This window comes from Paenibacillus sp. FSL R7-0313 (assembly GCF_037969885.1).
Lineage (GTDB): Bacteria > Bacillota > Bacilli > Paenibacillales > Paenibacillaceae > Paenibacillus.
On record NZ_CP150219.1, the window covers coordinates 5,371,109 to 5,396,065 of the forward strand.

19 protein-coding genes are annotated in these 24,957 nt (G+C 45.5%); 3 read left to right on the plus strand and 16 right to left on the minus strand.

Features of this window, described 5'->3' with window-relative positions; all coding sequences use genetic code 11:
- Window positions 1–33: 33 nt before the first annotated feature.
- The 10 genes from NSQ38_RS23155 to NSQ38_RS23200 form a co-directional block, all read right to left on the minus strand.
- Window positions 34–726, minus strand: a complete 693-nt coding sequence (locus tag NSQ38_RS23155; RefSeq protein WP_339784204.1) for a metal-dependent hydrolase — start codon at window positions 724–726, stop codon at window positions 34–36.
- A gap of 97 nt (window positions 727–823) precedes the next feature.
- Window positions 824–2,515: an alpha-glucosidase gene (locus NSQ38_RS23160; protein WP_339790669.1), complete on the minus strand. Its 1,692-nt coding sequence runs from the start codon at window positions 2,513–2,515 to the stop codon at window positions 824–826.
- Between the two features lie 329 nt (window positions 2,516–2,844).
- A complete protein-coding gene (locus tag NSQ38_RS23165) occupies window positions 2,845–3,303 on the minus strand; it encodes a VanZ family protein (protein ID WP_339784205.1) in 459 nt (152 codons plus the stop codon).
- A gap of 41 nt (window positions 3,304–3,344) precedes the next feature.
- Complete coding sequence (locus NSQ38_RS23170) at window positions 3,345–4,214, minus strand: effector binding domain-containing protein (protein ID WP_339784206.1); 870 nt, start codon at window positions 4,212–4,214, stop codon at window positions 3,345–3,347.
- Window positions 4,215–4,479: 265 nt separating this feature from the next.
- Window positions 4,480–6,912 carry a glycogen/starch/alpha-glucan phosphorylase gene (locus NSQ38_RS23175; RefSeq protein WP_339784207.1) on the minus strand — a complete coding sequence of 811 codons (2,433 nt, stop codon included), beginning with the start codon at window positions 6,910–6,912 and terminating at the stop codon, window positions 4,480–4,482.
- 357 nt (window positions 6,913–7,269) lie between these two features.
- A complete protein-coding gene (gene glgD, locus NSQ38_RS23180; RefSeq protein ID WP_339784208.1) occupies window positions 7,270–8,373 on the minus strand; it encodes a glucose-1-phosphate adenylyltransferase subunit GlgD in 1,104 nt (367 codons plus the stop codon).
- Between the two features lie 26 nt (window positions 8,374–8,399).
- Window positions 8,400–9,569, minus strand: a complete 1,170-nt coding sequence (locus NSQ38_RS23185) for a glucose-1-phosphate adenylyltransferase (RefSeq protein WP_339790671.1) — start codon at window positions 9,567–9,569, stop codon at window positions 8,400–8,402.
- Between the two features lie 39 nt (window positions 9,570–9,608).
- Window positions 9,609–9,815 carry a hypothetical protein gene (locus NSQ38_RS23190; RefSeq protein ID WP_338594174.1) on the minus strand — a complete coding sequence of 69 codons (207 nt, stop codon included), beginning with the start codon at window positions 9,813–9,815 and terminating at the stop codon, window positions 9,609–9,611.
- A gap of 321 nt (window positions 9,816–10,136) precedes the next feature.
- Window positions 10,137–11,288: an iron-containing alcohol dehydrogenase gene (locus NSQ38_RS23195; protein WP_339784209.1), complete on the minus strand. Its 1,152-nt coding sequence runs from the start codon at window positions 11,286–11,288 to the stop codon at window positions 10,137–10,139.
- A 246-nt stretch (window positions 11,289–11,534) separates the two neighbouring features.
- Complete coding sequence (locus NSQ38_RS23200; RefSeq protein WP_091031416.1) at window positions 11,535–13,229, minus strand: M3 family oligoendopeptidase; 1,695 nt, start codon at window positions 13,227–13,229, stop codon at window positions 11,535–11,537.
- A gap of 709 nt (window positions 13,230–13,938) precedes the next feature.
- On the opposite strand from NSQ38_RS23200, the gene NSQ38_RS23205 reads away from it, so the two are divergent.
- A complete protein-coding gene (locus tag NSQ38_RS23205) occupies window positions 13,939–14,586 on the plus strand; it encodes a hypothetical protein (protein ID WP_339784210.1) in 648 nt (215 codons plus the stop codon).
- Window positions 14,587–14,704: 118 nt separating this feature from the next.
- On the plus strand, window positions 14,705–14,917 hold the full coding sequence (locus NSQ38_RS23210; RefSeq protein ID WP_076249592.1) for a hypothetical protein: 213 nt from the start codon (window positions 14,705–14,707) through the stop codon (window positions 14,915–14,917).
- 83 nt (window positions 14,918–15,000) lie between these two features.
- On the opposite strand, the gene NSQ38_RS23215 is transcribed toward NSQ38_RS23210, so the two are convergent.
- Window positions 15,001–17,748, minus strand: a complete 2,748-nt coding sequence (locus tag NSQ38_RS23215) for a PAS domain S-box protein (protein ID WP_339784211.1) — start codon at window positions 17,746–17,748, stop codon at window positions 15,001–15,003.
- A gap of 272 nt (window positions 17,749–18,020) precedes the next feature.
- Here NSQ38_RS23215 and NSQ38_RS23220 point away from each other — a divergent pair, with 272 nt between their 5' ends.
- Window positions 18,021–18,845, plus strand: a complete 825-nt coding sequence (locus NSQ38_RS23220; RefSeq protein WP_339784212.1) for a protein-glutamine gamma-glutamyltransferase — start codon at window positions 18,021–18,023, stop codon at window positions 18,843–18,845.
- 183 nt (window positions 18,846–19,028) lie between these two features.
- On the opposite strand, the gene infC is transcribed toward NSQ38_RS23220, so the two are convergent.
- The 5 genes from infC to NSQ38_RS23245 all read right to left on the minus strand — a co-directional run bounded on the left by infC (window position 19,029) and on the right by NSQ38_RS23245 (window position 24,862).
- The gene (infC, locus tag NSQ38_RS23225) at window positions 19,029–19,520 is read right to left on the minus strand and encodes a translation initiation factor IF-3 (RefSeq protein ID WP_091031425.1); all 492 of its coding nucleotides are present in this window, start codon (window positions 19,518–19,520) and stop codon (window positions 19,029–19,031) included.
- A gap of 120 nt (window positions 19,521–19,640) precedes the next feature.
- Window positions 19,641–20,573: a manganese-dependent inorganic pyrophosphatase gene (locus NSQ38_RS23230; RefSeq protein ID WP_339784213.1), complete on the minus strand. Its 933-nt coding sequence runs from the start codon at window positions 20,571–20,573 to the stop codon at window positions 19,641–19,643.
- 256 nt (window positions 20,574–20,829) lie between these two features.
- Window positions 20,830–21,582, minus strand: coding sequence for a metallophosphoesterase family protein (locus NSQ38_RS23235; RefSeq protein ID WP_339784214.1), 753 nt, complete (start codon window positions 21,580–21,582; stop codon window positions 20,830–20,832).
- 99 nt (window positions 21,583–21,681) lie between these two features.
- Complete coding sequence (locus NSQ38_RS23240; RefSeq protein WP_036670607.1) at window positions 21,682–22,689, minus strand: LLM class flavin-dependent oxidoreductase; 1,008 nt, start codon at window positions 22,687–22,689, stop codon at window positions 21,682–21,684.
- A gap of 235 nt (window positions 22,690–22,924) precedes the next feature.
- On the minus strand, window positions 22,925–24,862 hold the full coding sequence (locus NSQ38_RS23245; RefSeq protein WP_339784215.1) for an LTA synthase family protein: 1,938 nt from the start codon (window positions 24,860–24,862) through the stop codon (window positions 22,925–22,927).
- Window positions 24,863–24,957 lie beyond the last annotated feature (95 nt).

Here is a 24,957-nt window from a genome sequence, read left to right on the forward strand (position 1 = left end):
TCCATTTATTATTGAACAGGGGTTAAATGTGCATCACAGGGTAATGGAATCTCCTGGGGCCAGCACACGGCCTTCCAACCCTTTGGCAGCCAATTGTTGCACGAAGTGTTCCGCATCCTGACGAATCACCGGGAATGTATCATAATGGACCGGAATCGTCAGTTTGGCATTGAACCATTCCGCCGCCTGTAGCGCATCCTCAGGTCCCATAGTGAAATGCCCACCAATCGGCAAGAAAGCTACATCAATATCATGGCGATCACCAATCATTTTCATATCCCCGAAGAGACTTGTGTCTCCGGCATGCAAAATCGTTTTGCCACCAATAGTAATGATATATCCAGCAGGCAAACCTGCATACATGATCCGTTGTTCTTCTTCCAGCACAATCCCGGAAGTATGGAACGCCTGGATCATTTTGGCTTGAGCAAAGCCAAGATCCACCGTTCCGCCCATGTTCATGCCGAGCGTGTCCAGACCTTTCCAGGACATATATGTAGCCAATTCCACAATAGCGACAACTTTGGCGTTATTCGCTTTAGCAATAGGTTCAGCATCGAGGATGTGATCCATATGTGCATGTGTCAGCAACACAACATCTGTCTTAATATCTTCAGGCTTCGTGACAGCAAGCTCGTTGCCACGCAGGAAGGGATCAATGATCAGAGACTTCTCTTCTGTGCCCAGCTGTACACTGGAGTGACCGTGGAACGTAATATTCAACAACTTGGATTCCTCCCGACATATGTTTTGATTATTTTGAAACCACTATTTATTATAAATCATACCTCTTCACCAACGCAAAATTACGATAGCCTCCGTGTCACCGTTGCTTACGATACACCCTTGCTTCATACGGCTGAAGCTGGATGGCACCTTCATCGGTAGAATAACGTCTGCTTACATTGCTGATGATCAGTTTGGCTTTCTCAGCATTCCAGCCTTCTGGCCAGTGCATCTCAGGCTCATGCCCACGAAAATTCAGAATGACCAACATCTGCTCATCATCCAGCGTTCGTGTATAGGCATAGATATCCGGATCATCCGGCAGCAGCAGTTCATACGCACCATAGATAAGCACTTTATGCTGTTTGCGAATCGCAATTAGCTTACGGTAATAATGCAAAATGGATTGCGGATCACTTTCGGCATCGGCTACATTAATCTCGGAATAATTATCATTCACCTGTATCCATGGCTGACCCTTGGTAAACCCTGCGTGTTCCGTATCATCCCATTGCATCGGCGTGCGGGCATTATCACGACTCTTCAGCCAGATTGCCTGCATGACTTCATGCTTCGACTTACCTTGACTAATGTAATGATTGTAATAATTTTTGGTCTCGATGTCCCGGTATTGTTCGATGTCCGGGAATGCGACATTGGTCATGCCAATCTCTTCTCCCTGATAGATGTATGGCGTTCCTTCAAGAGTAAGCATCCATGTCGCCAACATCTGAGCGGAACGCACCCGATATTTACCATCATCACCAAAACGGGAAACCGGGCGGGGCTGATCATGATTGCCCATGTAATTGGCGTTCCAGCCTCTACCATGCAAAACCGTTTGCCACCGGCTCATGATTTCTTTGAGATCGGTCAATTTCCATTCCTTATAGTTCCACTTACCAATTCCGGAGGATTTAGCATCAATGAACATATGCTCAAACTGGAATACCATATTAAGCTCATCACGATCCGTCCCCACATAAGCCAAGGCCTGCTCAGGTCCAAGTCCTGAAGTCTCGCCAACTGTCATGGGTCCGTAGGGTTTCAGGATCATGTTATTCAGTTTCTTCAAGATCGAGTGTACCTGTTCCAAGTTGGAAAAGAGCTGATACGCTGGAACCACTGGCAGATTATTCGGATTGTGGGCACTTGGCAGGCCCTCTGCCTTGGCGATATGCGCCACTGCATCAAAGCGGAATCCGTCTACCCCTTTTTCCAGCCACCAATGCACCATCTCATACATCTCTTCTGCCATCTGTTCATTGTTCCAGTTAAGATCCGGTTGCTGTTCGGAATACAGATGCAGATAATATTCATTTGTCTCGGGATCATGCTTCCACACCGAACCTCCAAAATAGGACTCCCAATTATTCGGAACCTGCCCATTTTTACCTGAACGCCAAATATAATAATCCCGCTTCGGATTCATCTTTGATGAACGCGATTCAGCAAACCACGCATGTTCATCTGACGTATGATTCAGCACCAGGTCCATCATGATCTTGAGACCACGTTTGTGTGCCTCTGCCAATAAGCGATCAAAATCCTCCATCGTGCCATACTTGCGTAAAATGCCGTAGTAATCCCGGATATCATATCCGTTATCATGTCCTGGTGAATCATAAATGGGACAGAGCCAGATCACATCTACGCCTAAATTCTCCAAATAATCAAGCTTCTCATAGATCCCCTGCAAGTCGCCATATCCATCTCCGTCCGAATCTTTAAAGCTGCTCGGGTAAATCTGGTATACCACACTCTCTTTCCACCAAACGATATCGCCCACCTCGCTCTCATCTTTGTCCAATATATAAATTGAACTAAAGAATATTTACACTGGACACTCCGATGACAGAACAACCTTCCGATCGCTGTTATCCCCAGATTTTATGAATTCCCCTTATAGGGGAAAATCCGGGGATAAAGGCGAACGCTTTCGCTTCCTCTGGTTATTTCTGTCCTCTCCGTTTCGTGTAAATGTTTAGTTCAATTTATATATATAATCTCTGCTCACTGTATTAAGCCGTTAATATGTTTTATCCGAAAAGATTCCCTTGTAAACATTTGAAAGGTATCTTATGCAAAAAGACCCGGTCATGGACCGCGATCTGCGGTTCAATTCCGAGTCCTTCTTAATGAACATACGATTAACTTAAATCCGGCGTATCCGATCCAGGCACCGATCGTGTTCAGAATAATGTCATCCACATCAAACGAACCTACACGTGTAATCAATTGTGTGACTTCAACACCAAGCAGAAGCAAAACCACTGTGGATGTAAAAGTCAGGAACGAACGGCACCTCCGAAACAACCACGGAATCCAGATGCCCAGCGGAATGAACAATATGATATTGCCAAACAAATTCTTGACCCAGGCATCTGTATGGTACCTCTCCCTCTCCAATAGAAGTGGGCGAATGGTCTCAAAGGGCACGAGATTATATTGATAATACATGCCTGGTGTTCGGCCACTGACAAACAGTAAATTGCCCATAATCAGTAGGTAAAGCACTGCCATGCAAGCAACAATGAATAACATCCACTTGGAGTGAAGCCATGACTTTTCGTTCATTCATCCCGTCCTCCGACCTTGATTTCCGCGAAGCGGTAGGTCTATTTTAACGGGATATAGATCTTCATGTCCAATTGTTCAGGGGTCGATTTCCAGACATCCGTCACTTCAAAGTCTGGCCCTTCCCTCCGTTCATAGTTCGACTGCGGCAGCCAGCTGCCATAGATCATTTTCCGAATATCCTGCCCGGAGCCTTCCACGGTGAATTCTGCATACAAGCCACCCGGGATTTCAATCGAGGTAAAACCGAGTTCAAGTACCTGAGATGCTCCACTGCTTTCTTCACCCACAATAAAAGAAAATTCTCCATCCTCTTCAAAATGACAGGCCACACCGTAAGCCATATCAGGGCGTGTCCTCTCCGGGATCGCCATGAATTTCTGTTCCAATCCAAAATCTTGATAAAATCCGGGTATTTCAGCATAATGCTGATTGTCATTCAGGTCGGTCTTATATTCATAGCCGATGATCCAGTTTGGTGCCAATGTGACTAGATGGGGTGTGTTCATGTGGAATGTTCCACCAAGCGAAGTTCGATAATCATTAAAATCAATGCTCTGTTGCATCTTCAAAAGAGACATTTGATCCGCTTCCAGCTTGCGCAGCTTCGCGGGTGTCATTCCAAAGTAGGCTGAAAATGCACGGGTAAATGCCTCCTGAGATTGATAGCCGAAGCTCATCGCAATGTCCAATATGCCTTCCGACGTGTCCCGCAGCATCCCTGCAGCTTCCGTTAATCTGCGTCTGCGCACATATTCCAGTACCGTTAATCCGGTGATCGCCTGGAATAAACGCTGAAAATGAAACGCCGAAAAGCTCGCAGCAGCAGACGTCTCTCTGATATTAAACTCATCTTGCAAATGCTGTTCCAGATACTCAATAGCAAGCTGAATTCGTGTGTAATGATCCATAGCGCCGAGTCCCCTATCTAATTCGAAATATCAAACGATTTCTTATGTAGTATGACTGAGATCCAGATCATTTTTTTGATTTTGTGTGCGAACTTATATGATGAAAGATACGTGAGTTGCGCTTCTCTTCATGTTGAATGACACTATGATTCACTGTATGCCAAAAATCCCCTTGTTCTACAAGGAGATGCTCTCTACACTGGTTAATTAACCAGCAGAGATGGCTCTTGTGAACAAGGGGACATGTTTGTCTAACAATCTATTCTTAACCTTTCCAGTTCCCGGACACGGGATGAATACCCCAGATATCTGTAGCATACTCACTAATGGTACGATCACTGGAGAATATGCCGGAATGAGCCGTGTTCAATATCGCTTTCCGAGTCCAGCCCGGAATATCCCGATACGCCTGGTCAATGGCAGCATGCGCATCTGCATAAGCAGCAAAATCACGCAATACAAAGTATTCGTCACCATGAGCCAGCAAGGAGTCATAAATATCCCAGAACTCCCCATCACGATAACAGAATGCACCTGGATGTACTAATTGCTCCACAACCTCGCGAATGCGTTCATCATGCTGCACAATTTCATTCGGACGATAGCTTCCAGAACGATAATATTCAAGCACTTCATCTGCACGCAGACCATAAATGAACATATTTTCTTCTCCGACCTGCTCCGCCATCTCCACGTTGGCTCCATCCATCGTGCCAATCGTTAAAGCACCGTTCATCATAAATTTCATGTTGCCCGTACCGGAAGCTTCCTTGCCTGCGGTTGAGATCTGTTCACTAACATCCGCAGCGGGAATGATTTTCTCAGCAAGAGAGACGGAATAGTTCTCGAGGAAAAATACCTTCAAGCGGTCATTCACGGCCGCATCCCGATTCACTGTGTCAGCCACGGTGTTGATCAGCTTAATAATTTTCTTGGCAAAATAATAACTCGGCGCTGCCTTGGCACCAAAGATGAACGTACGTGGTACCATATCAAACGAAGCATCATTCTTAAGCCGGTTATACAGATGCATCACATGCAGAATGTTTAACAGTTGACGTTTGTACCCGTGTAGCCTCTTCACCTGTACATCAAAGATGGAATCCGGATTCACTGCTGTCCCGGTATGGTCCAGAATATACGCAGCAAGTCGCCCTTTGTTATGCCGCTTAATTGAACGGAACTGCTCTTGGAATGATGTATTATCCGCAAAGCCTGCCAACTGGTCCAGCTTGCCCGGCTCTGTTATCCATTCGTTACCGATTGTATCCGTAATCAGATCCGACAGTTTCGGATTGGCATGCATCAGCCAGCGGCGATGGGTTATACCATTGGTTTTGTTATTGAAACGCTCTGGATACAGCTCATAGAACGGAGCCATCTCACGCTCTTTCAAAATCTCGGTATGCAATGCAGCAACACCATTCACGCTATGACTGCCTACAATCGCCAAATGCGCCATCCGTACCTGATCGTTTGCAACAATCGCCAGATGCCCTATGCGATCCTGATCTCCCGGATACCGGTCCAGCAGCATGCCACAGAAGCGTTTGTTGATCTCTTCAATGATCATGTAGATTCGTGGCAGCAGCCTGCTGATCATGGATACAGGCCATTTCTCAAGCGCCTCACTAAGCGTTGTATGATTGGTATACGATACTGTGCGGGTTGTGATATCCCATGCTTCATCCCAGCCGTACCCCTTCACATCAATCAGGATGCGCATCAGTTCTGGAATAACCAAGGTTGGATGCGTATCATTAATGTGGAAGGCCACTTTATCAGGCAAACGATCATACGGTAGCTCCAGCTTGTTGAACGTACGCAAGGCGCTCTGTACACCTGCTGAACACATGAAGTATTGCTGCTTCAAGCGCAGCAGCTTTCCTTCGTACTGGGAATCATCCGGATACAGGAATTCCGAGATTGATTCAACCGAACGGCTATAATCCAGATAACCGTAGTAGTTCGAAGGGGTGTCGAGTGAAGTCTCGCGCTTTGGCTCGGCACTCCAGAGTCGCAATGTATTTACATGGGTTTGACCATAACCAATGACAGGCACGTCATAGGGAATGGCTACGACCGATTCGGCATCTTTTGTAACAAACTGATATTCTCCATCCTGTTCGTGAGCTTCTACCCGGCCCCAGAACTGTACTTCCACCTTTTTGTCTGGACGGCGGACTTCCCATTCATTGCCCTTATCCAGCCAATTGTCGGGTAACTCTACCTGATTACCATTGATGATTTTTTGCTCAAACAACCCGTATTTATATCGAATGCCGCAACCATGTCCTGCATATCGGAGTGATGCGAGTGAATCCAGGAAACAGGCAGCAAGTCGTCCCAGACCTCCGTTACCAAGTCCTGCATCCGCCTCCTGTTCTTCTACCTCTTCCAAGGAGAAACCCAGTTCAGCGAGACTGTCGCGGACCAATTCCAATTCATTTACATTCAACAAATTGTTGCCGAGCAGACGTCCAATCAGGAATTCCAGCGAGAAGTAATAGACCTGTTTATCCTGGCGCTGCTTAAACCCCTGATTCGACGCTGCCCAATCCTGGCCTGCATATTCACGGATCATGCTTCCCAGTACATGGTACACGTCTTCCTGTGTTGCTTCTTCAATCGGTTTGCCCAATTTGCTGACCAGATTCCGTGTAAATATACTCTTGAACGTTTCCTTGTTGTCAAACAAAAGTAGGTTCCTCCCGGGGAAATCCTGCAGGATGGTGGCGGTTCATACAAATTTTGCGCGTGAGTGTCAAAGCTATAAATGCTACACTTTCGACTGAAAGCCCGTTCCGGGGACGAATCGTTCTTATGATCGCTGTTATCCCCAGATTTTTTTGATTCCTTTTTTAAAAGGAAAAATCCGGGATAAAGGCGACCGCTTCGCTTCTTCAGAATCGATTTCGTCCCCTCCACTACGTTTGCACGTATGAAGGAGCCTTTACAGTAGCACCCCGATGCTTAGAAAATGTATGAACCTTAAATCCATCCTACAGGATTTTTATTTTATATATTTATAGAAGATATCGGTTACGGGTGGGGATTAGATAATAGTGCTTTTTGCTAAAATGTATGGATTCGACGGGACACCGATCAGCGTCTGTCCTCCGGTCAGCTTCACGTCTTTATCAAGAATGACGTTCTCAAGGACCGTCCCCTCACCAATGTAACATTTCTGCATGATGATGGAACCTTTTATTTTGGCACCCTTGGCCACCTGTACACCACGGAACAAAATGCTGTCCTCCACCTCTCCACCTACGATGCAGCCATTCGCGAGAAGTGAATGTTTAACATCTGCGGTATCTAGGTATTTGGCAGGGGCTTCGTATTTAATTTTGGTCTGGATCGGATCTTCCTTGAACAGTTGTTCATATTGCCCTGTGTTCAGCAGATCCATACTGTTGCGATAATAACTGTCAATGGAGTTGATGACTGCGTGATAGCCATCATATGCATACGCAGCGATATTCAATCCATCCGGATTTTTTTGAATCACATCCCGGAAGAAATGGCTCTCGCCATGATCAATGCAGCGTTGCACCTGGCGCAAGAACAATTCTTTTTCCATGATGAAAATTTCTGTATATATATTCGGGTGATTAGCGCTTTGGTGAATGTCCACCACGTTACCGTCCCCGTCATGATCAACTTTGACACAGGCGTCATGTTCTGGCAGCAGCTGATCTACCTTTTTGCATACCAGTGTAACGTCCGCCCCTTTACTGATGTGATACCTGTAGACATCCTGGAGGTCTGCTTTGGTCACATGGCGACTGCCCGCATGCACAACATATTGTCCTGCCCCTCTGTGGAAAAAGTCCAAATTGTTATGGAAATGCTGCAAGTCCCCTTGTGATGTATCTGTTGGATCGTTCCAGTCTGGTGGCAAAATAAACATGCCCCCATGCTTGCGATCCAAATCCCAAGGTTTACCGTCACCAAGATGGTCCATCAATGAGCGATATTTTCGCCTTACAAATACACCAATACTCTCAATTCCTGCATTCATCATATTGGATAGAACAAAATCGATCAGACGGTAACGCCCGGCATAAGGCACCGCGGCTCCGCAGCGAAAATACGTCAATTCCTTCAATTCTTCAAGTTCATGGTCAAGGTTAATAACTCCGATCAATTGTTTCATCGCATGCACCGTCCTTTTAACTTCAATTAGGCCTTGCTAGTTATTCCTTGGCGAAGCTGACGTTCCAGTTCTTCCTGATCCACGAGCAATATATCACTCTCATCTCCCGGTGCAGGCGAAATCTGTGTTCCATCAGGAATAACCAATCCTTCTGCGATAATAGCTCGGTAAATGCGTACATTTTGCCCGATTTTCACTCGTGGCATGATTACCGAATCGATGACAGCACTGTTCTCACCAACTTCAATCCCGTAGAACAGAACAGAATGATTGACCTCTCCATGTACTACACTGCCCTCACTAATAATACAATTCCGCACCTTACCCGAAGGCGAGATGTATTGTGCAGGTTGGTTCGGATTACGTGTGAAAATACGCCAGTCCGGATCATTCAGATTAAACGGTGTGTCTTCGTCCAACAGGTCCATATTGGATTCCCACAGACTGCGAATGGTACCAACGTCTTTCCAATACCCTTCGAATGGATACGCATATAAGGATTTTTCGTTTTTAAGTAACAAAGGAATAATATCTTTACCAAAATCATAGGAGGTGGATGCCTGTTGTTCATCCTGGATCAGGAAACGTTTCAGTACATCCCACTTGAAGAGATAGATACCCATGGAAGCGAGTGTGCTCTTGGGCTCAGGAGGTTTTTCTTCAAATTCATAGATGCTATAGTCATTGTTGGTGTTCAGCACCCCGAATCGGCTGGCTTCTTCCAATGAGACATCAATGACCGATATGGTGCAATCCGCATCTTTATCTTTGTGATACTGGAGCATTTTTTCGTAGTCCATCTTATAGATATGATCCCCTGACAGAATGAGCACATGCTCAGGATCGAATTGTTCAATAAAGTTCAGGTTACGGAAGATGGCATCTGCTGTGCCACGGTACCAGCTGCTTCCGTCTTCACGTTCATGTGGAGGAAGTACATATACCCCGCCGTTTTTTCGATCCAGATCCCAGTCACTGCCAATGCCAATATAGGAATGTAAGACAAGTGGTTCATATTGAGTCAATACACCCACTGTATCAATACCAGAATTAGAGCAGTTACTCAGCGGAAAATCAATGATTCGGTACGTGCCGCCAAAATATACAGCTGGTTTAGCCAGTGATTTGGTCAATCCTTTTAACCTTTTACCTTGCCCTCCGGCAAGTAGCATCGCTACAACTTCTTTTTTCGCCATCATTACAGCCTCCTCCACGTGCATTCGTTCTGATTCATTTCAGAGCCCATAATCGATATTCTGTTGTGTGGACACTGTTGTCTTGATTAGGAGCATGCTGTACAGATGTGTAACCGGTGAATCTTGTTGCAGTTGAACTTCTTGGATTGTAAAACCTGAAATAGAGATGATGCTGGTGTAGAATTGCCTTGACTGTCTTACAGAGGTGAATGTTAGATGCAGAACTTCAGGTGTAGCTCGTGCCAATGAAATAGACTACTCCTATTTAACATTAAACACGAAACGGACTGGGGAATCTTACTGGAAAACATCGACAACAAGTTTTGGGTGAAATTACCCTTTCTCGTGCCGCTGTTATTTATATTGTATTCGATAATAGAGAAGCAAAATCCTTTAGTTTTTGAGCAATCATTAAATGGAAAAATAAGTAAAAAAAATGAGTTCACATGACAAAAAAGCCGACTTTCGATCCCGGCTCATTTTGTCTGTTATTTTCTGACCATGTTTGGTCCATGATCCTCTAGCTTCAAAAGGATCGTACTTTGGTGTATCCGTTTCTGAAACAGTCTATATAATTTTACGGAACAGCTCCATCACTTCATCCTTGGACGGTTGATATGGGTTGCCTGGTGCACAGGCATCTTTCATCGCGTTATCGGCAAGCAGTTCCACATCGGGATCTTTTACACCCAGTTCAGACAGTTTCTCAGGAATGCCTACTTCCTTCGATAGCTGACGGATGGCCTCAATGACGTAATCCGAACACTCTTCATCACTTCTACCCTTCACATCCATACCAATCGCTTTTGCAATATGACGGAATTTTCCAGGTACATGCTTGGCGTTCAACTCTTCCACATAGGGGAGTAACATTGCGTTACATACACCGTGCGGCAGATCATATACGCCTCCCAGTTGATGCGCCATCGCATGGACATAACCTAATCCTGCATTATTAAAAGCAATCCCGCCAAGGAAACACGCATACGTCATATGTTCCCGCGCTTCCAGATCACTGCCGTCTCTCACGGCTCTAGGCAAATATTCAAAGATCAGTTCAACAGCTGCTGCAGCTGTCGCACTTGTCACTGTAAATCCACCCGGTGTAACCATCGCTTCTACGGCATGTGTCAACGCATCCATTCCTGTGGCCGCTGTGAGACTTGCAGGTTTGCTGAGCATCAGCTCCGGATCATTAACCGACAGGGAGACCAGACTATTGCGGTCCACCATCACCATCTTCACTTTACGTTCCTCATCTGTAATCACGTAGTTAATTGTCACCTCGCTCGATGTGCCAGCCGTTGTGTTAAAAGCCACAAGTGGCACGGACTTATGTTTCGATTGATGCAATCCTTCATATTCACGGATATGCCCACCGTTCGTAGCTACAATGCCAATCCCTTTGGCAGCATCCTGCGGTGAACCTCCACCTATCGATATAATGGCGTCACAGCCATGATCCTGGAATACTCGAAGTCCGTCATGTACATTCTGACATGTTGGATTAGGCTGAACCTCATCATATACAACATAGTCTAACCCAGCTTTTCGTAATGTAGACAGTACCTGTTCAGCAACGCCTGAAGTAATCAATTGACGATCACTTACAACCAGCGCTTTGCAGATACCCATCTGTTCAATCATCTGACCTGCTTCTTGTAAACATCCTCTACCCATCAAGTTCACGGGCGGAACATAATATGCATGTGTTGCCATTTGAACCAGCCTCCTGTAACCCCTGATTTACTATCTCCATTGTAACTGAATCCGTTTTCAGATATAGTGAAATAAATCACAATGAGTCCGATAAATGTTACACTTGAGGTTGATTTTTACCCATAATGAAAAAGACGACCCAGACACCCGCAGGTCTCCAAGCCGTCTTACTTATCTATCTTAAAGCATTATCCACTACTTATACCTTACCTAAGGTACTTTCACTAAAAGTATACGTACGAAGGCTTACAGCGCCTTATCGTTCACACCGTCAAGCCATGCCTCAATATCTCCAATTACGGAGGACACACAGCCATCCTCAAATGGCGAATTCAATCCAGCCAATTCAACCAATCCGGTGAAGGAAAGGCTTCCTCCCGCTTTGCACAATGTCAGATAATCGGCCCATGCAGACTTCATGTCCTCGTTGCTGCGTTTCCAGAACTGGAATGCACAGATTTGTGCCAACGTATAGTCAATGTAATAGAATGGCGATGAGAAAATGTGACCCTGCTTATGCCAGAAACCACCTTGCTCCAAATACGCATTATCTTTGTAATTGATATGTGGCAGATAAGTCTTCTCAATGTTGCGCCATGCCTGCTTACGCTCCGTTGGAGTTGCATCCGGGTTCGCATACACAAAATGCTGGAATTCATCCACAGCTACACCATACGGAATGAACAACAGACCGGAAGACAGATGATCAAACTTGTACTTGTCCGTATCTTCCTTGAAGAACAACTGCATCCACGGCCATGTGAAGAACTCCATGCTCATGGAATGAATTTCAGCCGATTCATATGTCGGCCAGTTGTACTCAGGCACTGCAAAATCACGGCTCTCATACACTTGGAAAGCATGACCTGCTTCATGCGTCAATACATCAATATCACCGGATGTACCGTTGAAGTTGGAGAAGATAAACGGCACTTTGTAATCGTTCAGGAACGTACAATATCCGCCGCCCTGTTTACCTTTTTTGCTTACCAGATCCATAAGCTCGTTTTCGGTCATCATTTGGAAAAATGCATCTGTCTCTGGTGATAATTCAGCATACATTTTTTTACCATGTTCAATAATCCAGTCCGCGTCACCTTTAGGTGTCGGGTTACCCGTCTTGAAGCTGAAGCCCTGATCATAATAATACAGCGTATCCACATCAATCCGATTACGCTGACGCTCTCTGAGCTTGGTCGCCACAGGTACGATATAATCACGAACTTGTGCCCGGAAGTTAGCAACCATCTCTGCGTTGTAATCCGTGCGGTTCATGCGATCATAGCCGAGTTCCACATAGCTTGGATAACCCAGTTTCTTCGCGATCTGTGTACGTACTTTAACCAGTTCATCATAAATGCGATCGAATTCAGCTTCATGTTCAGCCATGAAAGTGTATCTGGCTTCCGAAGCACGCTCCCGCATGGAGCGATCCGTGGACAGTTCAAATGGATGAAGCTGTGGCAACGTGCGCTCTTCACCTTCGAACGGAATTTTGGCCGATGCGATCAATTGATTGTATTCTGTGGAAAGTTTGTTCTCCTTCTGGAGTTCTTCAATAATTTCCGGGCTGAAAGTTTTCAGTGAAAGATCCGCCAGCTGGAACAGCTGTGAACCCCATTTTTGTTCCAACTCATTGCGGAATTTGGAGTTAACAAGTGCACGGTAAAAATCCGTAATATATTCCTGCACAATTGGAGCATTCTCATCCAGAAATTCGTTCTCCGCCTTGTAAAACTCATCATTGGTATCAATGGAATGACGGATGTAGACCAATTGGGCTTGCGTCTCAAAATCACTGCGCAGCGCGTTAATCTGATCCATGAATCCGCTCTGTTCTTCAACCGTTGCCGCAGCTTCAAAACCGCTCAACAGCTCACGGAAAGATGTCTTGATATGTTCCAGATTCGGACGTGTATACGTATACTCACTAAATTTCATTTATGTACACCCTTTCCTGTTTGGCAGAATTTCGGGAGTATCCCGAGTTAAACTACCCCCTATTATACAAAAGAGCAGCTAAAAAATCCCATAATTACGAAAAATATTTGTCCATCGGTCAAATTGTACAACATGAATGGTTACATATATTACGTGCTTATGTAAGGTCAGTGCCTCAAAATTTTCCCCACACAAATAAGCCCGCCTCGCGTTAGCGAAGCCAGCTTATAGGTTGTCTCTTCTTTTCACATGAAAAATACTAGCTTTGGTCTTTATCCATAATCTGATAGAACCAGCCCATTCCGACCATGCCCACGACCATAATAACAGCCATAATAATGATATATGTCATGAATGTAACCTCCCTGCTTCCGTATATTCATCACACTACTACTAGTGTACACGGTGAAACGCCGTTTGAATTGACCGAACATTGACAAAAATACGAAATCTTTAATTTTAATAAATGGATTATTTCCCCGATCACACTAAATCATACGTACCTCATTGCACGGTTCAAAGTTTCATCCGCCATGCTTACGGTGTATACTATACTTCTATGAAATGGAATTTGGATTTTTACGCAGAAAGGTTGAAAGACATGTCAACTCGCATCCCCTTACGTCAGTTATTTCTTACTGTTTTATTAGCCCTTATGTTATGTATTTTATCCGCCTGTGCTGATGGAGAAGCCCATCTTACGGTGAATATGGATGGATCAACGGATCTGGATCTCAATCTCAACGTAAAGAACTCTGCTCTTGGAAAAATTGGACAAGACAATCTCATGCCTCTGATCGCAGATGCATTGAATCGAAATAACTTCCAGGCAGAGGTTACCGAACAGGGAGATCAGAAGCAACTCACAGCGACCACCCATTATGAAAAAAGCAATAAAACCAGCTTTGATACGTCTAAGTTACCACAAGGGATCAAGGTTGAACAATCAACTTCACCCGGCTTCTTCACTTCCAAGATGCACATTACAGCAGAAGCCGACCTCATGGAGTCCATGCCAGATGGTGAGATTAAAAATCAGATTAACAAGGTACCTAGCTTTCTTAAAAACCTCTTGTTAAAAGATGTTAACTTTGACTTTAAGTTGTCTTTACCCATCAAGGCAGCCGATTCCAATGCAGATCAGGTGGAGGATGGCGGAAAAACACTCATTTGGCACGTTTCACCCCTCCAGATGAATAAACTGGATCTGACTGTACAGGTTCCCAATATCCGGAATATCATCATAATTGCAGTCATTGGCCTATTATTAATCGCTGCTCTGCTCATTTGGTTTTTTGTTCGTCGCAGACGGGCCAGACAGCGCCATAGTGCAAGATCACATCGCGGAAAAAATTAATTCCTTCACACCAATTTTATTTGTGACTTGCCAAACGGTGTTATGGATAGTAGAATACATCCGTACTGTGTGAACGGTTAATTTTTTATTAAGCAAAGCTAAAGAGGTGACAGGTTTCATGAATATCCGCGAATGCCCACTACCTGGTATCGGAGTTAAGTACCAGTTTGATACAAAGGGCGGCCAGCAGTTAGTCATCATTGTACATGAGGACGGACGCCGTGAATTATTCTCCGTTGATCCACAAGACAACGAAGAACTCACTCTGATTGCAGATTTGGAAGATGACGAATGCGTAACCCTCTCCGGGTTAATCGGAGGCTGGTCCTGAGTTTAGTTATCAGGTGCCTACTAATTTGAGTAAATGACAGAATAACCTGTACCTTGAATATCAAGGCGCAGGTTATTTTTCCGTTACGTTACCCTTTGAGAGCGGATATATGGAACCCATGTATTCAGTACGCGGCTAATCTCCGTGGAATGAAACGGTTTGCTGATAAAATCCTGCATCCCACATTTCAGACACTCCTCACGGTCACCGGCGCCCGCAAAAGCTGTAATCGCTGCAATAACCGGTATTTCCGGGTGGGTCTGTCTGATTTGGCAGGTCGCTTCAATCCCATCCATAACTGGCATTTGAATATCCATAAACACCAGGTCATATTGAATCTTGTTCAATGAATCGACGGCCTGTGCACCATTCTCAACGATATCACATACTCCGCCAAACTTGCGCAGCATCTCCTCCAACAGATGACTGTTGACCGCTTGATCCTCAGCAATCAAAATTTTGATGTCATGGGCAAGACTAGCTCGATCCAATTGCAGTTCCTCATTCGCAGTGATTTCAATCGGGTCATTACTTTCCTCTAACCACCGCTCCACTACGAGGGTGAACTGGAATTCTGCCCCCTCACCGATCTCACTCTGTACGCCAATCGCTCCGCCCATTAATTCTACCAGTTTTTTGCTGATCGCAAGGCCTAGACCTGTCCCGCCAAACTTGCGATTGATGGCCGGATCAAGCTGTGAGAAGGATTGGAACAACTGATGCTGCTTTTCTATTGGAATGCCAATCCCCGTATCTCTCACCTTAAAGGTCAACATCAGGTTATCCTGACCATGCTCATCTGAGAAATCAGCACCTACGCTCACCATAATACGGCCCTGCTCTGTGAATTTAACGGCATTACCCACCAGATTAATCAAAATCTGCCGGATTCGTGTCTCATCCCCTCGAATGCGTTCAGGAATACGATCTGACACTTCACAATAGAGTTCAATATTTTTCTCTGATGCCTTCAGTGCAAATAGCTCCATAACCCCACCCAGCATCGCCTTAATATCTACAGGTGCGCGCTCAAGATCCATTTTGCCAGCTTCGATTTTACTGAAATCCAAAATTTCGTTCAAAATGTACAAAAGGGATTCGCCGCTATCAATCATGATTTCCGCAAAACCTTTCTGTTCATCATCCAGCTCGGTTTCCATTAAGAGATGTGCCATGCCCATGATGCCGTTTAATGGCGTACGAAGCTCATGACTCATGATAGCGAGAAACTCAGACTTTGCTCGGTCTGCATGCTCTGCTGCTTCCTTGGCACGTATGATGTCCTTAACAGATGACATATCACGGAAAACCAACACTGCCCCGCGGGTTCTACCCTGATCCATAATTGGCTTCAATTGGAACTCCGCCAGGAAACTGGACCCATCCTGTCTCCAGAATACGGATTCGGTACGTGGCAGACCTCGTCCCTCACGAACAGCCTGTAGAATTGGTGTTTCCTTGGATGGGTAGGGAATGCCTTCGCTCTGCATTTGGATCATCATCTGCTCTAATGGTTTGCCATTCATTTCACTTGGACAGAAGTTCATGATCTCCGCGGCGGCTGGATTGGCAAAGTTCAGATTCCCATCCAGGTCCAGTCCAATAACACCCTCAGACATGCCATTCAAAATCAATGCCCGTTCATAACTAAGATTCTCGATCTCCTCGACGTAACGTTTGGACTCTGTAATGTCACTGGTAATTCCGTAGACCCCAACAACTTTGTCCTCAAGTATAATAGGAACATTAATCACATTTGTTTCAATTCGCTGCCCATTTTTGTGAATTAAGCCTATCTCGTAGCTCTGTGCATTGCCCTTCACCGTTTCCTCAAAATGATATCGAGTCTTCTCCAGATCTACAGGATCAATGAGGTGATCAAAAGGTCGACTCAGCAGTTCCTCCTTGGTGTGTCCTGTCAACTGTTCCTGACCCATATTGGCTTTCAGCAGATTGCCTTCCAGGTCAAGAGAAGCCACACCTAGGGGATTACAGTCAAATAACGATCTGTACTCCTGCATGCTTAACTGTTGTTGCTGGCTGGCTGTCATATCCCGGGTTACGGCGACCATCTCCATCAACTCACCTGAATCGTCATATACATAGTGTGTGATCGTATCTGCCCATACCGTAGATCCATCCTTATGCAGCAGGCGATAACTGAGCCGTTTGGGAGCCAGACCCTTTCTCTGCTCTTCCACGTACGCTTCAACCAAAGGCACATCCTCTGGATAGATAACAAATGTTCCCGGCTTACCTACAACTTCTTCCAACTCATAGCCCAACATGCTTTTACATGCATTCGATACATATTTAAATGTACGACTAGAATCAGCGTCATGTATTGCGATCAGGTCTAGTGAAGACTCCGCCAGCAGGCGAGAGATGCGACTGCTCTCTTCCAATTGTTTACGTTGCACAATGAGGATTTGCTCTGCATGTTTTTGTTTCGTAATATCAGCAGCTTGGACGAGCAGATACAAGGGTTCACCATTCGTTTCATCCCTCACGATGCAAGCTCTGATGGTTGCCCATAATAACGAACCGTCCTTTCGTTTCAGACGAACCTCCGTCTCGTACATCGAACTTGTTTCATGAGTCATTGCCCAGAACTTGCTGCGGAATTTCTCCATGTGCAGATCTTCTTCGTAGATCATATGTATGACCGAAGTATCGATCAGTTCATCTTCACTGTATGCAAGCATCTCGCAAAATGCAGGATTAAGCTGCAACCACCGTCCATTTACATGCGATGCGACAGCAATGCCGATTGGTGCGTGCGTATACAATTGTTCGAACAGAGATCGGCTCTCTGTAATGGATTTCGACATTACATGTCCTCCTTTATGAGAATCTGAATGTATTCCGTATGAATAGATCGACCTGAACATAACTTCATCTATAGAGTACTACCCCAAATGCCATGATTGATAAACGAGATCGGATAAAATCCCTGCATGAATCGACATTTTTAATTTTGGATGCTGACGACTTTCATTGTGTACATACCAATTCGAACACATCACGTCATATACTACACAATACTCGTGCTCTCCCGATTATACAATGTTGAATGTTTGAATAGGAACGGAGGTTAAGGATTATGATCATTGTCGCAAATCAACCCATCGAACTGAACCGCTTGGAATGGTCTGCTTTTGAATGGCATTGGTTACAGCAACTCCAGAATCGGCCTACAAGGTATGTGTACCAATCCATGGATCATCTTCGTTTTGAGTGGGACTTGAGGGGCTCTCTCGTGGATGCAGCGGAAGGATTGGATCGAAGCGGTGTGAGTTTTGCATCCTTTGAGAAATCCAGATGTAATCCTGCCTACTGGGATCGTAATGCGGAAGGTGGGTTCGAGCTAAGATCAAACGTGACACCCGCCGACGGTATCCGAGATATCTGGAGGAATGGACACTTATATGCCTTTGAATGTGCAACAGCTACCGTTATTGTGCTGTATGGTGGCGTGCTGGGAAGCATTCGCGAAGACGCCTTTAATTCCCTGTTTCGAAATCTGTTACTCTTCGACTGGCATTATGACAGTGACCTGCGATTAACCGAAAAAAACGGTAGTGAAACCGCCCTTCCAGGAGATGTGCTGTATTTCAAAAATCCGGATGTTTCTCCGGAAACCCCCGAGTGGCAGGGAGAGAATACGTTCATGCTGCGTGAGAACTGGTATTATGGTCATGGCATTGGTATTGCACGCGGCGAAGAAATTATACGTACCCTGAACCAGTTCCGCGTTCCAGGTAGCCAGGTCTCCGCCTACTTAATGGATATGGTGATCTATCCGGACTTCTTTTATTTATCCCGATTCGCCAAAAACAGCCAGAATAATATGGCCGCTGGTTCCACGCCTGTATTACCTGGGCAGTTATATGTACGTCTTGGTGGCAGCCGTTATTTACGCAGCTGAACTACTGGAACAGAAACGGCTTTTGCATTAAATTGGACGACACCTCAATCCAAGTGATGACAAACAAGCCCAATACAGCAGCAGTTAACCTGCCACCTCATTGGGCTTTCTTTACATCCAAAAAATCATTACTGTATCGACATTCGTTACCTTTGTGCTACATCGAGGATCGCTCCAGGCAGTTTACGCATTAGGGTCCAGTTGCACAACAACCTGTTTACCACTTACCTGAACACCTGTCGTTTTGCTACCGAATTCAGCCAGCGATTTGCTCAGTTGCTCAGCCCACTCCTTGCCTGCAACTCCTTCTTTGGCTCCATGCACCTGGATGACGAGTTTTACCGAATCACCCTTCTTCAGAATGCGCTCCGCCTGAGATTGCTTCGTATCCCGGTCGTGATCCTCCATCGCAAGGTTCAAGCGAATTTCCTTTACTTTACGTTTATCGGGGGATTTACTCGCTTTTTTCTTCGCCTGCTGCGCTTCTGCTTTGGCCGCTCCAGCTCCAATCAGCTTGCATGGCGGTGGACTTGTCATCAAGGACAAGCACACCAGATCTACTTTATGTTGCTTCGCAAGTAGAAGTGCTTCCTGCGTTGACATCACACCCAGATCTTCACCATTTAGGCCGGTGAGCTGCACTTCGGCCGCTTTGATCTTTTCATTTTTAATCATGATTCTTCCTCCTCTACATCAAAAGCCTGTCCTGACCATTTACGGATCAGAGCAGGCTAGGATGGTGTTGCTACTTATTTGTAATACATATCAGCGTATGAATATGCCAATCGGTTTGATTTACAGCGTGTTGAATACTTCCGTCAGAACCGGTACAATTTGTGATTTGCGTGATACTACGCCTTTCAAGATAGCTCTGCTATCAGACAGCGTCACATTGTAGGCTTTCTCCACGGCTTTAGTGGATGTACCATATGCCAAAGCTACAGAATCGTTGTTCAGAATGTCTGTTACGACAAATACAAACAGGTCGAGACCTTTGCTGGAAATGATTGCATCAATAGCGGCTTCAAGCTCAGGTTGCTTCACGAGAACATCATTCACGTCAACGGCATTAACCTGTGCAATTTCCACTTTGGATTGACCCATTACAAATTCTTTTGCATCCAGGGAAATTAGTTCAGCAATTGTTTTTTTGCTCAGATCCGCGCCGGCTTTCAGCATGTCCAGACCATAGCTGTCTGCATCTACACCAGCAATAACAGCCAGTTCACGCGCAGCGGCTACGTCCTGCTCTGTGCAAGTCGGGGATTTGAACAACAGGGAATCGGAGATAATGGCAGACAACATCAGGCCAGCAATTGGTGCACTCACTTCGATGCCATTTTCTTTGTACATTTTATTCAAAATGGTTGCTGTACAACCTACAGGCTCTGCACGGAAATACAGAGGTCCGCTTGTCTCAAAGTTAGCAATACGGTGATGGTCAATAACTTCAACGACAGTCACTTCCTCAATATCGCTTACACTTTGCTGACGCTCGTTGTGGTCAACCAGAATGACTTTATTTACTTCATTTGCAGCTGTTTTAATCAGACGCGGTGCTGCGATTTTGAATTGATCCAGTGCGAACTGGGTTTCACCATTGACTTCGCCGAGACGCACAGCTTCAACGTCCTGACCCAACTTTGTTTTCAGATCCGCATAGGCGATTGCCGAACAGATCGTATCCGTGTCGGGATTTTTGTGACCGAAGATTAACGCTTTCTCCATATTTATAGCCCTCCGTCAATTCTCATTTAGAATAATACATGTCATATTTTAATCATACCCTACTGATTATAGCGCTAATAAGGCTTAATTCCAATCCTTTTACAGCGAATTGATTGCAAATCATTCTCAGGTAAGTCATTTTGGAAAATAGCCAAACTTGGTTCATTACCCTCAAGTCGATATGATATGTATCGTATTTATTCATCGTACAACCTTATAAAATTAGCATACGAAACCCTGATACGCAACGAAAACATTAAATCTCAGGCTCTTCCGCGCTCTGCCCTTGTCGTACAAAAAAGGTCTGTAGACTGCCGTCTTCGCTAATCTCCAGCAGGTTCAATTGCGCTCCGTAGGCACAACCACCATCAATGCCAATTTTGTCTCCGCTCGGGTCAAACCAAATGCCTGTCTCATCATGCAAATGCTTCACGGGGGTGTGTCCAAATACGACCGTCTCTCTAATCGTCGTTGGTCTGGAATAGAATGATTCACGAATCCAAATAAAGTCCCGCTCGGACTGGCTTCTCCAATCCTCGATATCCGGATTGATCCCGGCATGCACAAAAATATAACCCGGAATTTCGTACACCAGCGGAAGCTGTTCCAGGAAACGAAGATGATGTTCATAGTGTGTACGTATCCACTTTTTGGCCTCAGCATAAGCTTCCCAATCTATCTGTTGCTCATCATAAGTAAGCTCCAGATCCAGATAACTTGCCATCGTCTGTAGTCCACCATTACGAATCCAGTGTTGATCATATTGCTCAACATCCTGGGTAAGCGCCTTCACCATCATGGCATCGTGATTGCCTTTGATCACCATAATATGGTGCTGTTGCTGAAGCTGCATAATCTGTTCGATGACCTGTCTGCTACTTGGACCGCGATCCACATAATCACCAAGTAAAATCAATTCATCCTGCTGCGGATTATAATCTGCAAGCTTAAGCAGTGCATTAAATTCATCGTAACAGCCATGAATATCACTAATGACACATCTGCGCATGTGAATCTCTCCTCTCCCTGATCACGCAAGAGTATAACCGGAACCTTGCATGCGCAAGATTCCAGTCTGTTTAGAGTAGTTATTCCCGCTTGCTTACCATTAGTCCTGCTTGAGTCCAAAGGCTTCTGCAATCAAGCCAAATGAGCGCAGACGTGCTTCAAACGAATGAACCGCTGATGCAATAATGACTTCATCTGCTTCATGGCGTTCTGCCATTGCGGTAATTTTGTCTTTCACCTGATCTGGTGTTCCCACGATGGAAAAAGAACGACGTTGACGGATCTGTTCCATCTCCATCGCTGTGTACGGATAGTTGTTCACCGTCTCCAGAGATGGGAAGGAACTTTGTTCAAGACCTCGTCCAAGGCGTAAGAAGAAAAGTTCATTGCTGCGCGCAAGTTCAGCCGCTTCTTCCTCTGTCTCCGCGCAGAATGCCGAGACAGCAATCATTGAATGTGGTTTGTCATTCAGGATGGACGGCTTGAAATGTCTGCGGTAATGTTTCATCGCTTCTTCGCCGCCTGGTGTTCCGAAGAATTGGGCAAACGCATACGATGTCCCTTGTGCCGCAGCAATTCTTGCACCTTCAGAGCTGGAACCCAGCAACCACACTTCTGGTACCGTGGGAACCGATGGTCCGGCTACCAGAGATGCAAACCGATGATCCTCAGGCAACTGCTCGTGGAAGTATCCGCCCAGATCCGCGATCTGTTGCGGAAAGAATTGTACATTCGATGATTTCCCCTCATTCAGCGCTCTGCTGGCAATTGGCATGCCTCCCGGTGCTCTGCCAATCCCAAGGTCAATCCGTCCCGGATGCAGAGCTTCCAGCAGACGGAAATTCTCTGCAACCTTATAGGCACTATAGTGAGGTAACATAACGCCACCGGAACCTACGCGAATTCGATCCGTATGTGCAGCCACATGTGCAATCATAACTTCAGGACTGGAGAAAGACAGCGCACCACTACCGTGATGCTCCGACATCCAGAAGCGGGAGTACCCCAATTGATCCGCATGTTGTGCGAGTTTCACCGTTTCCTGCAACGTATCCTGTACACTTCGTCCTTCGTTGATATGTCCATGTTCGAGTACACTCAGTTTCATATATATTCAATCCTCTCGTCTGTTAGGTTCATAAGTACTTTGAATATGAGATCTGCGAATATTACGCGCTTTTGCTCACTTCATTCTTGCTCATCCCATTGTAACATTAATTATTACAGTTTCAAACTTTAGTTATCCTCTTTATTACAACACTTGTGCAAGAAACATGCAAAAAAACGCCACCAGCTTTTGAACTGGTGACGTTTTTGATCTGACCTATTGCAGAAAAATTGATTTATGGTGCACGTTTCGGTAACAATTTCACATACTCGTCAGACAGTTTCATCAGGCTGAGCACATGTTCATAATCGGCACGATACGGTTCCAAATCCGTTACCGGCTCGTATGTCTTCAGCGAATAGGCTGTTCCATCGTCAAAGCCCGCACCCGGGATAAACATAATGTCATCGTTGACAAATGAACCCGTCGGCAAGTAATACCGGATACCGAAGGCATTGTGGTCCATGTTGAGCAAATCATGTCCGAAGGCAGTGAATTTCTCATCCTGGAGCGAAACTCCCATCAGATTCATAATCGTTGGCAACATATCCAACTGACCGCCTGGCTGCTCAATCAATTGCCCTTTGGTCTGTTTCGGCGTGTGAATCATGAACGGGATGTTAAATCGACTTACTTTACCGTCATACGGGACGCCCAGATTGGCCTGAATCTGCTGTGTAATCTCTTCGTCAGCAGGCAGACCAAAGTGGTCTCCGTAGAGCACTAAAGTAGTATTATCCCATAATCCGTTCGCCTTCAACTCATTAATGAGTTGACCGATGGCATAATCCGTATAGTTGATCGCTTGCAGATAATCGTGAAGCAGTTTATTCGTGATGGTCGCAGGAATCGTAATTCGTGCACGATCAGCGGGAACCGTAAACGGCGAGTGGCTCGATGCCGTAATGAACTGAGCATAGAACGGCTGATTCGCAGCCTGATGCGCAGTCATTTTTTCCACACCTACACGGTACAACTCTTCATCCGATGGTCCAAAGTCATTGAATCTGTCGTTAGTGAAGCTGGGCTTGTCGAAGTAACGAGTGAATCCGAGTGCCGGATACATTTTGTTCCGGTTCCAGAAGGTGACGTCATTGACGTGGTACGTCTCTGACTCATATCCCTCTTTCCCCAATAATTTGGGAAGACTCGGCAGTTCGCGGTCACTATACCCTGCTGACATGGGAACAACTCCGGTTGGATAGATAGACGTGTTCGACATGAACTCCGCGTCTGATGTGTTTCCCTGTCCGATCTGTTGGAAAAAATGAGAGAAATAATAGCTTTCTTTGGCCAGATCATTCAGTACCGGCGTTAACTCCTGACCGTCTAATGAAGCATTAATCGGAAAATTCTGAAAGGACTCCAGTTGCAGTACGATCAGATTGCTGCCTTTGGCCTGACCAAAATATTTGGCTTTCACGGCTGTACCATCACTTGGTTTATCCTGATACGGATACTGGCTAACCAGCTCATTGATCTTGGCAATTGTTTCGTTAATGTTACCATTCGCAATGGCCTCATTCTCTTTGCTTGTCAGAATGGCAGACGATACCTGGTAGTTCAGGAAACCAAGATTCTCGGCCCGAACCAACTCGTTATCAATCGTTTCACCTTTGACAATAAAACTGCCAGACAGCACGATGCAGAATGCAGCGGTAAGCGCAACGCCGAGCTTGCCCCAGTAACGTCTGCGAATTCTGCCAAACGTCAAACCGCTATCGCGGTAACTGCTGTGGTTACGCCCGCCAGCACGTCTGCGCATAATCAACCATATTGGCAATGCCAGTACGATGTCTGCAAAAAACAGAAAGTGCTCAGGTCGAACCAGTGGTCCGATACTTCCCCGCACTTGGGCAACTTGCCCCAGCTCACTTAGCGCGGTATAGGTGGGTACCGAACTGAAATGAACGTTATACAGCGTAGCCGCGAACAGAACCAGAGAAAACAGAATATTGAAGCCTCCGTATACTGCTCGCTTCCAGCCTTTGGGCACGATCAGATCCAGCAGGCATACCACAGTTAGTGCACCTAATGCGTCAGTTAACAGACCGATGCCGGACAGACCCTGGAAAAAGAAATACCGCAACAGTGACAGCTTCAGCAGCATAAGAATGAATAACACGGCGAATAAAGTCCGTGATGAAGTTCGTTCATTTTTGGAATTATACATGGTCGCTTTCAACCCTTACCCTGAAATTTTACGTTCCTTTTACAAAACGCATATTTCAGTATAACAGTTTTCTGGTTGCTATTCCATGGAAGTTC

Excerpts from the sequence above, each read along its gene's own strand:
- NSQ38_RS23165 (WP_339784205.1), bottom strand. The coding sequence starts at position 3,303 with ATGAACGAAAAGTCATGGCTTCACTCCAAGTGGATGTTATTCATTGTT.
- NSQ38_RS23170 (WP_339784206.1), bottom strand. The coding sequence starts at position 4,214 with ATGGATCATTACACACGAATTCAGCTTGCTATTGAGTATCTGGAACAG.
- glgD (WP_339784208.1), bottom strand. The coding sequence starts at position 8,373 with ATGAAACAATTGATCGGAGTTATTAACCTTGACCATGAACTTGAAGAA.
- NSQ38_RS23185 (WP_339790671.1), bottom strand. The coding sequence starts at position 9,569 with ATGGCGAAAAAAGAAGTTGTAGCGATGCTACTTGCCGGAGGGCAAGGT.
- NSQ38_RS23195 (WP_339784209.1), bottom strand. The coding sequence starts at position 11,288 with ATGGCAACACATGCATATTATGTTCCGCCCGTGAACTTGATGGGTAGA.
- NSQ38_RS23200 (WP_091031416.1), bottom strand. The coding sequence starts at position 13,229 with ATGAAATTTAGTGAGTATACGTATACACGTCCGAATCTGGAACATATC.
- NSQ38_RS23205 (WP_339784210.1), top strand. The coding sequence starts at position 13,939 with ATGGATGGATCAACGGATCTGGATCTCAATCTCAACGTAAAGAACTCT.
- NSQ38_RS23210 (WP_076249592.1), top strand. The coding sequence starts at position 14,705 with ATGAATATCCGCGAATGCCCACTACCTGGTATCGGAGTTAAGTACCAG.
- NSQ38_RS23215 (WP_339784211.1), bottom strand. The coding sequence starts at position 17,748 with ATGTCGAAATCCATTACAGAGAGCCGATCTCTGTTCGAACAATTGTAT.
- NSQ38_RS23220 (WP_339784212.1), top strand. The coding sequence starts at position 18,021 with ATGATCATTGTCGCAAATCAACCCATCGAACTGAACCGCTTGGAATGG.
- infC (WP_091031425.1), bottom strand. The coding sequence starts at position 19,520 with ATGATTAAAAATGAAAAGATCAAAGCGGCCGAAGTGCAGCTCACCGGC.
- NSQ38_RS23230 (WP_339784213.1), bottom strand. The coding sequence starts at position 20,573 with ATGGAGAAAGCGTTAATCTTCGGTCACAAAAATCCCGACACGGATACG.
- NSQ38_RS23235 (WP_339784214.1), bottom strand. The coding sequence starts at position 21,582 with ATGCGCAGATGTGTCATTAGTGATATTCATGGCTGTTACGATGAATTT.
- NSQ38_RS23240 (WP_036670607.1), bottom strand. The coding sequence starts at position 22,689 with ATGAAACTGAGTGTACTCGAACATGGACATATCAACGAAGGACGAAGT.
- NSQ38_RS23245 (WP_339784215.1), bottom strand. The coding sequence starts at position 24,862 with ATGTATAATTCCAAAAATGAACGAACTTCATCACGGACTTTATTCGCC.